The organism is Acinetobacter sp. Q186-3 (assembly GCF_013420655.1).
GTDB lineage: Bacteria > Pseudomonadota > Gammaproteobacteria > Pseudomonadales > Moraxellaceae > Acinetobacter > Acinetobacter indicus.
This window is the reverse complement of the sequence record NZ_VOXS01000028.1, coordinates 1-12,546: the sequence shown is the minus strand read 5'-3', so window position 1 is coordinate 12,546 and position 12,546 is coordinate 1. Positions and strand designations below refer to the sequence as shown.

14 protein-coding genes, 1 tRNA gene and 1 pseudogene are annotated in these 12,546 nt (G+C 45.4%); 10 read left to right on the top strand and 6 right to left on the bottom strand.

Annotation, left to right across the window (positions count from 1 at the left end):
* Positions 1-188: 188 nt before the first annotated feature.
* Both FTT64_RS13775 and FTT64_RS13770 read right to left on the bottom strand, forming a co-directional pair.
* Positions 189-836, bottom strand: a complete 648-nt coding sequence (locus FTT64_RS13775) for an HAD-IB family phosphatase (RefSeq protein ID WP_180182496.1) — start codon at positions 834-836, stop codon at positions 189-191.
* Complete coding sequence (locus FTT64_RS13770; protein ID WP_180182495.1) at positions 803-2,008, bottom strand: DUF1615 domain-containing protein; 1,206 nt, start codon at positions 2,006-2,008, stop codon at positions 803-805. The genes FTT64_RS13775 and FTT64_RS13770 overlap by 34 nt, the downstream gene beginning before the upstream one ends.
* 383 nt (positions 2,009-2,391) lie before the next feature.
* Between FTT64_RS13770 and FTT64_RS13765 the strand changes: the two genes are divergently transcribed.
* From FTT64_RS13765 to FTT64_RS13735, 7 genes are all read left to right on the top strand, one after another.
* Positions 2,392-2,787 (top strand): transposase family protein, encoded by a 396-nt coding sequence (locus tag FTT64_RS13765; RefSeq protein ID WP_075166718.1) that lies wholly within the window; start codon positions 2,392-2,394, stop codon positions 2,785-2,787.
* Positions 2,735-3,268 (top strand): transposase family protein, encoded by a 534-nt coding sequence (locus tag FTT64_RS14385; protein ID WP_218951700.1) that lies wholly within the window; start codon positions 2,735-2,737, stop codon positions 3,266-3,268. The genes FTT64_RS13765 and FTT64_RS14385 overlap by 53 nt, the downstream gene beginning before the upstream one ends.
* A gap of 98 nt (positions 3,269-3,366) precedes the next feature.
* Positions 3,367-3,443: transfer RNA gene (locus FTT64_RS13755), tRNA-Met, on the top strand.
* 175 nt (positions 3,444-3,618) lie between these two features.
* On the top strand, positions 3,619-3,840 hold the full coding sequence (locus FTT64_RS13750) for a hypothetical protein (protein WP_005178882.1): 222 nt from the start codon (positions 3,619-3,621) through the stop codon (positions 3,838-3,840).
* A gap of 200 nt (positions 3,841-4,040) precedes the next feature.
* A complete protein-coding gene (locus FTT64_RS13745; protein ID WP_005178879.1) occupies positions 4,041-4,250 on the top strand; it encodes a cold-shock protein in 210 nt (69 codons plus the stop codon).
* Between the two features lie 230 nt (positions 4,251-4,480).
* Complete coding sequence (dusB, locus tag FTT64_RS13740) at positions 4,481-5,500, top strand: tRNA dihydrouridine synthase DusB (protein ID WP_257219151.1); 1,020 nt, start codon at positions 4,481-4,483, stop codon at positions 5,498-5,500.
* 222 nt (positions 5,501-5,722) lie between these two features.
* Positions 5,723-6,313, top strand: a complete 591-nt coding sequence (locus tag FTT64_RS13735; protein WP_005178874.1) for a hypothetical protein — start codon at positions 5,723-5,725, stop codon at positions 6,311-6,313.
* Positions 6,314-6,378: 65 nt separating this feature from the next.
* Here FTT64_RS13735 and FTT64_RS13730 read toward each other — a convergent pair whose 3' ends face one another.
* The gene (locus FTT64_RS13730) at positions 6,379-7,422 is read right to left on the bottom strand and encodes a nitronate monooxygenase family protein (protein WP_180182494.1); all 1,044 of its coding nucleotides are present in this window, start codon (positions 7,420-7,422) and stop codon (positions 6,379-6,381) included.
* 209 nt (positions 7,423-7,631) lie between these two features.
* On the opposite strand from FTT64_RS13730, the gene FTT64_RS13725 reads away from it, so the two are divergent.
* The 3 genes from FTT64_RS13725 to FTT64_RS13715 all read left to right on the top strand — a co-directional run bounded on the left by FTT64_RS13725 (position 7,632) and on the right by FTT64_RS13715 (position 10,251).
* Positions 7,632-8,891, top strand: a complete 1,260-nt coding sequence (locus FTT64_RS13725; RefSeq protein ID WP_005178869.1) for a putative DNA modification/repair radical SAM protein — start codon at positions 7,632-7,634, stop codon at positions 8,889-8,891.
* Positions 8,891-9,670 (top strand): TIGR03915 family putative DNA repair protein, encoded by a 780-nt coding sequence (locus FTT64_RS13720; RefSeq protein ID WP_180182493.1) that lies wholly within the window; start codon positions 8,891-8,893, stop codon positions 9,668-9,670. Before FTT64_RS13725 ends, FTT64_RS13720 begins: the two co-directional genes overlap by 1 nt.
* 62 nt (positions 9,671-9,732) lie before the next feature.
* A complete protein-coding gene (locus FTT64_RS13715) occupies positions 9,733-10,251 on the top strand; it encodes a hypothetical protein (protein WP_005178855.1) in 519 nt (172 codons plus the stop codon).
* Between the two features lie 47 nt (positions 10,252-10,298).
* Here FTT64_RS13715 and FTT64_RS13710 read toward each other — a convergent pair whose 3' ends face one another.
* The 3 genes and pseudogenes from FTT64_RS13710 to FTT64_RS13700 form a co-directional block, all read right to left on the bottom strand.
* The gene (locus FTT64_RS13710) at positions 10,299-11,000 is read right to left on the bottom strand and encodes a VIT family protein (protein ID WP_005178853.1); all 702 of its coding nucleotides are present in this window, start codon (positions 10,998-11,000) and stop codon (positions 10,299-10,301) included.
* 92 nt (positions 11,001-11,092) lie between these two features.
* Entirely contained in the window at positions 11,093-12,304 is a 1,212-nt protein-coding gene (locus tag FTT64_RS13705) for a YeeE/YedE family protein (protein ID WP_180182492.1), read from the bottom strand.
* A gap of 135 nt (positions 12,305-12,439) precedes the next feature.
* A pseudogene (locus tag FTT64_RS13700) lies at positions 12,440-12,546 on the bottom strand (IS5/IS1182 family transposase); the annotation flags it as partial.

Below are 12,546 nucleotides of genomic sequence, written 5' to 3'. Positions count from 1 at the left end.
AAGTGGAATATGCCTATTCGCGACTGGCGTTTAGCCATGAGCCGCTTTATTATTGAATTCGGTGACCGCTTAAGCAATCGCCTTTAAATTTATGAAAAGCAATTACACAAAATTATTTACAGGCTCTTAGAGGTGTTCTTTCAGCTAATCGAGTTACTTTTCCCCCATATTTTTTGTGTGACTTTAATCTAAGCCAATTTTCTACAATCAATAATTTCAGGTAATTGTTGATCCGTTCCGACCATATAGGAATAAGTTGCTAATCTCAGCATTTCCTCATCTTCCTCACTATTCCCATAAGCATAAATTTCAGCATAATTATCCAGATTATATTTCTCTAAAACTCTGTTTTTCTTTTGCTCATTGCTACAGTCCGGAGTTTGATAAAACCCTGTTATTTTCCCAGCTTTGACTTCAACCTCGCTACAAATTAAATCAATATTTAAATAGCGACAGACCGGTTTTAAGTATAAATCTACAGATGCAGAAACAAGGACGACATTATGGTCAAGTTGTTGATGTTGTTTGAGTTGATTGAATAAAGCAGGATCAAGTTTAGTTATCAATGTTGCAGCATATTCCTGAGCCAATTGCAGAATTTCCTCTGCATTACTCTCTTTAAACATGCTGGCATAGAGTTTTGGGCGCATGCGATGGGCAGGATAGAGATTTAAATAATACGCCTGAATCCATGGCAAAATTTGCAGCCCACGTTTTACAATATGCCGTTTTCTCAAGGCATAAAAAATGAACCCGCTAAAACTATCATGTGGATACAGGGTGCCATCGAAATCAAATAAGGCTAGAGTTTTAGGTTCTTGATTTTGCGCATGCATGTTTGATATCGCCCATCGACACGGGTGGCAAACCAGTTGGTATTATAATCACGGCTGAGTTTTGGCCCGGAAATTACCACCTCTGGCATCATCGCATAAAATGGTGCTTTGCCAGTTTGTTCCTGATACAGTTTTAATAAGGCGCGATACGAAGCGGTATCTTCAAAATCCTGCTCTTTTTCTTTTTTCAGATCGGAGCGGATCTGGCGTGGGGTGAGCACAATATTATGTTTGGCAAAAACACTAATCAGCTCGCGTTCAGATTGACTCTTGGCACTGCGAACACCGCCATCTTTGCTATAGAGCAGTAAATCACCATCTAGAGATAATTCGGCTTCGGTTAAATCATTGAGCATGCTCTGAAAAGCGGCATTACGGCTGGAATACATACCCGAATTATAATCGGCAAAGCGATATAGCGGTTTATCATAATCAGCCGGATACATCATCAGACGGTGAATACCATAATACAGGCCACCATATTGGCTGTATAAATCGGTACGTAATTCTGCAATATTGCCGCCTTGGCGTTTATGTTCCTTGGCATAACTGATATGCACCTGCATCGAACCTAAGGTGGTAATCGGATTCAGCTTTTCTCCGATATTTTGACCAAACAGCTTGGCGGCGCCGGTCAGGGCCGACACATGATAATGCTTGGCCATATAGTCAAAAATTTCACGATAAAGTTCATCCAGTTCCCGTTCGGTTTTGACCCGGCGCATCTGGCTTAAATAGTTATCTTCCGGGCTTGGATGGTTTTTCAGTACATCCTGAAAATAGCCGGCAATGGTGCCTCCAATGGCTTCACCGAGTTTATCTTTAAACTTCTCGTCTAAGCGTTCCTGGACTTCTTTAACTGCTTTTTCACCTAAACCATAAACCTGTGGATCGGCAACAAAGTTGGATTCCTGATCGACCACGGCGACAATGGTACACATATTTTCCTTGGTCTGCGGAATACCCAATTGTTCACTAATATCGTAAATATCTTTGGCCCATGAATCACGATCTTTCACGCGGGAAGGAATCAGTCGCTTGATCTGATCTGCATCTAGACTTGGCTCATCGCCTTTATTCCACCAGGCGCTGTCGCCACAGGCAGCTAAACTTAAAGATAACGCAATCAGGCTTAAAGGTTTGATTACAGATGACAGGAAGGTGTGTTTCATAAACAGGAAAACTCGGTCCAGACGGGTCAGCCTACAGGGCAGATGAAGTATACAGAAATTCGGCTATACAGGTGTGAATATATATGTATACGGCCTACGTTGCACTGTCAATTTTTATCTGCAAGATGCCAGAGAATTGAGTGGCTCAAAAAGCGGATATTGTAGGGTTAGATACTGAGTTCTATTTCAAAATAAAGCGCTGATTTTAATTTGATGATCTTCTGTTATTTTAAGGAAAAAATTTAAATAAATAAGGGTGATGCTGGATAAAATCATCTGAATTTTTTTTAAAATATTAGATCTCTTTCATAAATCAAAAAACGATCTTCTTTTTGGTTGATATTTGCACTCCAGATTTCTTGGCATTCATGCATAATCTGCGGATGAAATACATCGATTCAAACAAGCTTTCTGATCCTCAGTTCAAGCGATACACGGGCATCTCATGGTCAACCTTTGATTTAATGGTTGAGCAATTGAAGAAACATGTCCCTGCCAAAGGCAGACCGCCCAAGTTAAGCCTGGAAGACCAGGTTCTGCTCTGTCTAAGCTATTGGCGTGAATACCGAACATTGTTCCATGTCGCAACAAGTTATGGCGTGTCAGAGCCCACAGCCTCAAGAATTGTCCGTCATGTTGAAGACTGCCTGATTCGGTCCAATCTCTTTAATTTATCCAAAGATTTACCCGAGGGCGAAGGCATTGATTGGAATGTTGTGATCGTGGATGCCACAGAAATTCCAATCCAAAGGCCTAAAAAAACAGAAGAAAAGCTATAGCGGCAAGAAAAAGACCCACAGCTTCAAAGTACAGGCCATCATTCATTATCAAACTCAAAAAATCCTGAGTTTATGTACGAGTCGTGGTGCCGTACATGATTTTGAACTCTTCAAACGTAACTTGAATCAGATTCCTGCAGGTGCATTTATCCTTGCGGATAAGGGTTATCAGGGAATTTATACAGTGTATCCAAATAGCTTGTTGCCATTAAAAGCAAAGAAGCGCTGTAAACTGGATTCCGAACTAAAAATCTATAATCAGGAAATCAATAAAAGAAGAATTGGAATTGAGCATGTATTTGGCAGTTTGAAAACCTTCAAAATTCTTGCTGAGCGATATCGTAACCGTGGAAAAAGACTAGGCTTAAGATTCAATTTAATTGCTGGAATCTATAATTTGGAACTGAGTAAAAAATGTCTTATGAAAGAAATCTATTATCTGTTGTTTTTTAATAATTCCAAAATTTTCTACTCAAAATAAAGGGAATTATTTTAGCGTAGAACCGTGGTTATTTTAGTGTATATTTTAAATAAACCTTGTGTTTGGCAAATATAGGGCGTATAAAGCTAACTCTCCTTTGCGGGGTGGAGCAGTCTGGTAGCTCGTCGGGCTCATAACCCGAAGGTCGTTGGTTCAAATCCGGCTCCCGCATCCAACTTTTAATGCTTATAGTGATTGAATATTTGTCCATAATTGTGAGAATTGGGACAGTGAAAAGTTTAAAATAATCAAATTTGATTGTGTTTTTATCCGATTTTTGAAAGATGAAATTTTAATAAAATGGAACAGCTTTCTTAAATGATCACCTAAGCTCATATAATGAGTCAGTTATGTTGAATAATGTAGAAAATTGGCAGTTGGCCACTGCAGTCAATGGTCAGGAAATTTTTGTAAAAGTAATGCCGCTGAAAAAGAAGCAGCGCTCGAGCCAGGGTTTTATCTGGGTGGAAGTCGGTAAAATGATTGAGCTTCAGTCCGGCCAGCAGGTAGAATTTAACCTGGATGGTAAAAGTTTTTATATTGCTTTAAATCAGTTATATAAATTGAATTAATTTATTTTTATTGCATTCAGAGCAGAAGTCTGTATAGTGGTCGTTAACTAGAAGAATTACTATTGTTTCAGCAAATCTTTTCCCTCCGTCGTTTTTTAATATCCTTCGTAGTATCAGATTTTTAGTTTCAAAGTCATTTTCCAGTTAATTATTGGTTTATCTATGACCAATTTAAAAGTTTTTTAATACAGGATTATCTTATGTCAAATACAGTTACTGGTACTGTGAAATGGTTTAATGAAACTAAAGGTTTTGGTTTTATTCAGGCAGATTCAGGTCAGGACGTTTTTGCTCATTACAGCGAAATTACCAACCAGGGCTTCAAAACTTTACATGAAGGCCAGCGCGTTGAATTTACCATCGTAGCGGGTAAAAAAGGCGACCAGGCCAGCGGTATTACTGCAATCTAATTGCCGGTTTCGCTGCAAAAAGCTCATCTTCTGATGGGCTTTTGTTTTTTAGCATCTGCTAAAAACAGATGTGCTGCGGCCGGTACAGATGCATAGAAATTTTAGTCAGAAGGCTTTAAACTAGCCCGGTTTTCAGCGCCGTATCCAATTTTCTCCCATCTGAAAGATTCGCTGCGCATTTTCTGTTTCCCGAGGTTCCTACATTGAGTTCACATCCTGTCATTCAAGAGCTGTTTGATCGTCCTATTGAACGAAAGCTGTGGGTGGCACCAATGGCAGGCGTCACTGATCGGCCGTTCAGAACGCTGTGCAAATATTTTGGCGCAGGCCATGCAGTCAGTGAAATGATGACCTCGGACAAGACTTTGCGCATGAGCAAAAAAAGTCTGTATCGGGCCAATTTTGATGGCGAAATCGCCCCGATTTCTGCACAAATTGCCGGCTCCGATCCGGCTGATCTGGCCGAAGCCGCGCGTTATCAGGTGGCCAATGGCGCACAGATTGTTGATATCAATATGGGCTGTCCTGCCAAAAAAGTATGTAACAAGCTGGCTGGTTCGGCGTTGTTGCAAGATGAAGATCTGGTCGCCCGGATTTTAGATGCAGTCGTAGAAGCAGTCGATGTGCCGGTGACCTTAAAAACCCGACTCGGTTTTTTAAACGGTCAGGAAAATATTCTGCGTGTGGCCAAGCGTGCGGAGCAGGCCGGTATTGCAGCGCTGGCCCTGCATGGTCGTACCCGCGAAGATATGTACCTGAACACGGCGCGTTATGAGTTAATCAAGCAGGTTAAGGCCGAGCTGAATATTCCCCTCATTGCCAATGGCGACATCGACAGTCCGGAAAAAGCTAAAATGGTGCTGGATTATACCGGTGCAGATGCGATTATGATTGGCCGTGCGGCACAAGGCCGTCCCTGGATTTTCCGTGAAATTGCCCATTACCTGACGACCGGTGAGCATTTGGCCGCACCGAGTATTGAAGAAGTCAAACAGGTATTGCTTGGGCATTTATCTGAACTTTATAGCTTTTATGGAGAATATTCAGGCTGTCGTATTTCACGTAAACATATTGCCTGGTACACCAAAGGACTGCGTTCTAGCAATGAATTCCGCCAGAATATGTACCGTGTGGAAAGTACGGCCGAGCAGTACCAGGTGGTGGAAAACTATTTTAATCAGCTGTTAGAGCATGGCAACATCATGAGTGATGTGCAGGTTGAGCAGGTGAATCTGTTAGAAACCAAATGATTAAATATCTATCATAATTATGGCGCTTCAGAGCGCCATTTTTTATCCCCGATTTTATCCGTTTACAATCTCTACAGACCTGAACACAGGGCAACATACGCTCACTGAACACGGACAGGACTTGGACATTGCAGGGCTTGGCTTGCTCTATGCTAGATAAGTCTTCACTTGGCAAGATGATATTCCAGTCTTGTTAATAACAATGATCCAGGGAGTTTCAACATGACCAATACTAATCGTCCTGTGACTGAATTTAGCCATAAGACCTCAACAGAATTACCACAAGAACGAAGCCAGGGTTTAAATGTCGACCCGACCGATGTCAATGCACGTCCAGATTTGGACACCAATCGTGTCCCGGATATGAATGAAGCAGGCGATCATCCTGTTGGCACCAGTGTCGGTGTATTAGGGGGCGCGGCAACCGGTGCGGCCGTGGGTGCTGCAGCTGGACCGGTCGGTGCCGTAGTGGGCGGTATTGCCGGTGGTGTGGTCGGTGGATTGGCCGGTAATGAAATTGCCGATGCGATTGATCCGACTGCAGAAGATGTGTACTGGCGTGATCAGTACCAGAACCGTCCATATTATAATGAAACCCGCAGTGTCTATGCCGATGTCGACTATGATCGTGATTATCGCGGCGCCTATCGTCTGGGCTATGAAAACCGGCCTTTATATGAACAAAATGTCGATTTTGACCGGGCCGAGCCAGAACTGCGCACCAAATGGGAACAGATGAAAGGCGATTCCCGTCTGAACTGGGAAGAAGCAAAATTTGCAGCCAAAGATGCCTGGCAACGTGTCACCCGTTAAAGCATTCAAGACACTATCAGGCCAATAAAAAACATCTCCGCGGAGATGTTTTTTATTGTTCTCGCTTAGTGACTGGTCATTTCCAGCACCAGTTGATTAATTAAATCACCGGCTTCCATGTCACGAATCAGGCCCACGTTGGCACCGGCCCAGAATGCGCCAAATCCCTGTTCGCCTTGCTGGCTGGCTGCGGCATGTAACTGCTTGCCAATATCATAGGTATAGGGATAGGTCGGTACCGGCGGACGGTTTGGCGTATCCACCAGACGGTGCCACTGATTGACCAGGCCACGTGCCGGACGGCCGGAAATTGAATCGGTAATTTGGGTACAGCTCTGGCTAAATAAAGCCTTGCGATACGCCTCATTGGCATTGGAAGATTTACATTGCACAAAGGCGGTCCCGAGCTGTACCGCGACTGCGCCAAGGTTCATGACACGTTGTGCATGTTGACCATTCATAATTCCACCAGCCGCAACCACCGGAATCTGACAGTGCTGGGTCAGTAAAGTCACTAAATCTACCGTGCGGATACCGCCATCAATAGCGGCATTAAACAGGCCACGATGACCGCCAGCCTCTACGCCTTGGGCAATAATAATATCAATACCCGCCGCTTCAATGGCTTGTGCTTCGGCCAGATTGGTGGCAGAGACCATGGTGATAATCCCGGCCTGTTTTAGCGCCTGAATCTGATGCGCGTGCGGAATACCAAAATGAAAACTCACCGCCTGAGGACGGGTTTCCAGCACCAGATTCAGATAATCATCATTGCTTAAAAAACTAGGATACAGATTTTTGAGCTGGGTCGGCAGCGCTACACCATAATGGACAAAATGCGGACTTAAATAATCCAGCCAAGCCTGAGCAGCAGCTTCATCCAGCGGCTCGGGTTGATGACAGAAGAAATTGACCTGAAAAGGGCAGTCGGTCAGGTCCTGGGTTGTTAAAATCTGTTCTCGGGCAGACGCCACTGAACTGGCCCCTAAACCCAGTGAACCCAAGCCGCCCTGGTTGGAAACTTCGGCAGCCAGTTCAGGTGTCGAAACACCGGCCATCGGCGCTAAAAAAATAGGATGTTTAATGCCGAGCTGTTCCAATATAGACATGCGATTTCTCCTTATTCTTCCTACACTTTGCCCAAGCTGAACAAAATTAGCAAATCATAATCATTATTTATTTTTTAAATAATCTGCCGGTTTTTACACAGTAGTTACATTCGTTGCGACAAGCTGGGTCGTGCTAACGCATCGGCTTGCTAGGCGCAACATTTTCGCTTTTTTATAATCAGCTTATCTCCTGATTTCTGCTGAAACACATGTCTGAACGTATCCGTGAAAAACTGCAAATTTTAGCCGATGCTGCCAAATATGATGTGTCCTGCTCATCGAGTGGCAGTCGGCGCAAAAATAAAGACCAAGGGCTGGGCAATACCGGTAATGGCATCTGTCACAGCTATACCGAAGATGGGCGCTGTGTTTCGCTGCTTAAAATCCTGTTCTCCAATGTTTGCATTTATGACTGTGCCTATTGCGTGTCGCGGCGTTCCAATGATGTGAAACGCGCAGCCTTTACCGTACAGGAAGTGGTCGATCTGACCATAAATTTTTACCGGCGCAATTATATTGAAGGGCTGTTTTTAAGTTCCGGTATTTTTAAATCGGCCGATTACACCATGGAACGAATGTTACAGGTGGTGAAAAAGCTGCGGCTGGAAGAAAACTTTAACGGGTATATTCATTTAAAAACCATTCCCGGCGCATCTCAGGAAATTATTACCGAAGCTGGTTTATATGTTGACCGGATGAGTATTAATCTGGAAATGCCGACCGAAGCCGGACTACAGCAGTTTGCCCCGGAAAAAAGTCATGCCGAAGTGCAGAAGGATTTGGGTATTGTCCGCGATCGCCTGATTCAACTGAAAGATGAATCGAAAATCATCAAATCGGTACCGAAGTTTGTTCCGGCCGGACAAACCACGCAGATGGTAGTGGGTGCACATAATGAAACCGACCAAGACATTATTATGATGGCCGATCGGCACTACAAAGAATTCAAGCTAAAACGGGTTTATTTTTCTGGTTATATTCCAATTAATACACAGGAAAAGGCCTTGCCCGCTGTCGGTTCAGCGCCGCCGTTGCTGCGTGAAAACCGGCTCTATCAAAGTGACTGGTTAATGCGTTTTTATGGTTTTGCTGCGCATGAACTGGTGGATGATCAACATCCCAATTTAGACCTGGATGTCGACCCGAAATTGGGCTGGGCACTGCGTCATCCAGAGGCTTTTCCGGTAGATATCAACCGTGCCGACTACCAGTTGATTTTACGGGTGCCGGGTATAGGCGTGCGTTCGGCGCAGAAAATTGTGCAGGCGCGCCGGTTTGGGCACATTCATATAGATCAGCTAAAACGCATGGGCGTGGCCTATAACCGTGCCCAGCATTTTATTCGCTGTGCCGACAGCCCGAAATTTAAAAAAGAGCCGCCAGCGCAGCAGATTCGCCAGCAGATTTTACAGTCGGGGCAATCCAAATATCAGCAGCAGCTCTCGCCACAACTGGGCTTTGCTTTTTAATGGCCACCTACTGCTTTGATGGCACGCTCACCGGCTTGCTTTGCTGTGTGTTTCGGGCATTTCGCTTTCAAGAGTTTGATGTACACATTACCGCCAATCCGCAGTCCCAGCATGGCCTGTTTGATGAGTTTATTGTCGTGTCTTCACAGGATGAGCAGGGACAGCGGGTCTGGCAGGGCTTGAAACAGAAAATCCAGCCCGGCAGCTTGCGTCAGTTTTATCTGTGCTTTTTGTCGGAGCAGGAACAGGCCTTTCAGCATCTGTTTGATTTTTGCATTTATGTTTTTCAACACGGCCATGCGGTGGATGGTAATTATGGCCATCCGGCGGTGTTGGGCATGGCACAGTGGGCCAAGCAGGTGGGCCGGGAAAAACATCGCATGGAAGCTTTTGTACGCTTTAAAAAATGTCAGGATGGTCTGTTCTTAAGTCTGGTGCGGCCAGATTTTAATGTATTACCGCTGATCGAGCGGCATTTTAAGGCGCGTTACCAAGATCAGCGCTGGCTGATTTATGACGAACAGCGTGATTACGGCATTTATTATGATCTGGATGATGTGCATCAGGTTCAGATGAATGCCCGGCAGCTGGATCTCCAGCTGGACAGTGGCCACAGTCAGGCCTTTAGTATCGAGCTGGATGCTGAAGAATTTTTATATGACCAGCTGTGGAAAGATTATTTTCACAGCGTCAATATTCAGGCACGGCAGAACATGAAGCTGCATATTCAGTATGTACCGAAACGTTACTGGCGCTATATGAATGAAAAGTCGCTCTAACTTTCATCCCGGCCGGTTTCATCAGTATAATGCCCGGGTTGTATCGTGGAAAAGGTAAAAGCATGAAGGGGTATGTAGGGGCTGTTTTGCTCACAATAACAGGTTTGACAGCATGTGGACCACATGAGGCAGAGCAGGTACAGGTCCAGCCTGAACAGTACCAGGTGGCCAGTGCAGAGCAGCTACAGCAGCGCTTTAGTGCCTTAAACCGTCAACTGGAAGCCGATTTTCAGCAGTTTAAGCAGCTGGAAAGTATTGCCTTTGCCCAGCAGTTTCCTTTAGATGCCGATAATCTGATGACCTTGAACCAGCATCTGGTCAGCAGTACCGCCTTAAAGCCGACCAAAGCCGGCTATTGCGATATGATGAATGGCTATTTTGCCGAGATGTATCGTCTCGGACATTATAATCTGGAACTGCTTGATCAGATCCAGCTGCCCCAGGCTCAACAGGAAAATTTAAAGCAGAATTTTGCCAATGCCGACAATTTTTATGATTTTATTTTAAACCGCTATACCAGCTATCGTCAGGTGCAGCAAACCATGAATTATGGCTGTAACCTGAAAGCGGCTTTACAGTAAACACAGCCCTAAGGTAAAAAAACCGCCCGATTTGCTGGGCGGTTTTTTTATAAAGGTGTGACATGGAACAACGAGCCAATCCAGTGTGCGAATAGCATGGCCACCACGCCCCAGACCGTGACCCGCAAGCTGCCTCTAAGCATGGAGGTGCCGGCAAAATAGCTGGACAGGGCACCGAGTAAGGCCAGCGATAAGACACCTACAATCACAATGCTTCGGTCCAGATATTCCACCGGACTAAAGACAATGGTCAGTAAAGGCAACAGCGCCCCTAAAGAAAATGCAATCGCCGAGGATGCCGCCGCCTGTACCGCATTGGCGGCAGTATTTTCATGAATGCCGATTTCATCGCGGGCGTGGGCGGCTAGGGCATCTTTGGCGGTCAGCTGTACCGCCACTTCATGCGCTAGCTCAGGCGTCAGGCCGCGCAAGGTATAAATATGGGTCAGTTCTTTTAGTTCCAGATCGGGGTTTTTACGCAGTTCTCTGGATTCCATGTGCAGATCAGCCTGCTCGATATCTTCCTGGGATTTGACCGAAATATATTCGCCGGCAGCCATGGAACTAGCGCCTGAAATCAGGCCGGCAATACAGGTAATCAGCAGGGTCTGGCTGGAAGCACCACTGGCCGCCATCCCGATCACCAGACTGGTCACTGAGATAATCCCATCATTGGCCCCCAACACCGCAGCACGTAACCAGCCCGTTCTTAAAATATAATGTTTTTCATGATGATGTGAATAACTCATAGCCCGCCTGATTTCTTATTGTATGCGGCTATCTTAACCCAGAGATGCAAAAAGCCCCAACTTTTGGGGCTTTTTTAACAGCGAGTCAGGAATTAACAGCCGGTCAGCTTTTCCGGTTGTGGGCGTTCTTCCGGGAAGAAGAATGGACGCAGTTTGACCCCAATGCCATTGCCAATAAAGGCAAATACCAGCCACAGCCAGCCATGTAAACTGCCAGAGGCAATACCACTGAAATAGGCGCCAATATTACAGCCATAAGCCAGGCGTGCGCCATAACCTAACAGCAAACCGCCAACAATCGCTGCCATCAGCGAGCGTTTTGGAATATTAAAGTTCGGTGCGAATTTGCCGGCCAGACTGGCTGCCAGCAGGGCGCCGAGCATAATCCCGAAGTTCATCATTGAGGTAATATCAAACCATAACGACTCTGTCAGTGCTTTGGCATTGGCTGGTTGCTGCCAGTAGCTCCAGGAGGCTACATCAACACCCACAAAACTGGCCGATTTGGCGGCCCAGACGGCCAGCGCAGAGGTTACGCCCCAAGGACGTCCAGCCAACGCAAGAGTAGCGAAGTTCAGCAGGGTCAGGATGATACCGCCCCACACCAACGGCCACGGGCCACGTAAGAAGCGTTTCCAGCCCTGATACTGTGCAGCCGGTTCAACCTCCAGACTGCCATGACGTTTCTTTTCATACCATACGGTAACCAAGGCAATCAGGGCAAACAGCACAAAGTTCAGCAATAACGCCGGCATCACACCTAAGCTGGTGACCAGTGAAATAGGTGCCAGATGCGGCAGGTTAAACCACCAGTCTAAATGCGTGGTGGCAATCAGTGAGCCTAAGCAGAAGAATACCAGTGTTACCAGCATGCGTGCGCTACCACCACCCACGGTATACAGCGTACCAGAAGCACAGCCGCCGCCGAGCTGCATGCCAATACCAAAAATAAAGGCACCAATCATCACCGACATTGACACTAGGCTAACAAAACCATTGACCGGATTGCCAAACAGTTCACCTGCACCTAAGGCTGGGAAAAACAGCAGTACTGCCAGACCAAGCATGATCATTTGTGCACGCAGACCGCGACCACGACCTTGCTTGATAAACACCCGCCAGCTTGAGGTAAAACCAAAAGAAGCATGGTACAGGGTCATCCCCAGTGCACCACCAATCAGGAATAATAGTGCCTGGTTAATGCCCACCACCTGATAGGCGCCAATACAGCCAATAAACAATAACACCAGCGCGACCCAGATCGAGCGATTCGACCGGTCGGCTTTTGCAGCAATAATAGACATAGACAATAACAGGGAGAGAAATCAGAATCCTGAGTATTTTAGTGGAAATTTAAACTTTTAACCTGACAGAAACAGTCATTTAAGCTATTTTTAATTTGAAATTTCTAATTTCAAATATTAGGGTCTGTTGACATTTCATAATGGTAGCCAAATAAAGATACAAGCTAAGGCAACAGAATTTTCATAGCTTTGCTTTAGCTTGTCATAGCGTGTGGCAATTCCTCTAAATTGCTTTAATCTAG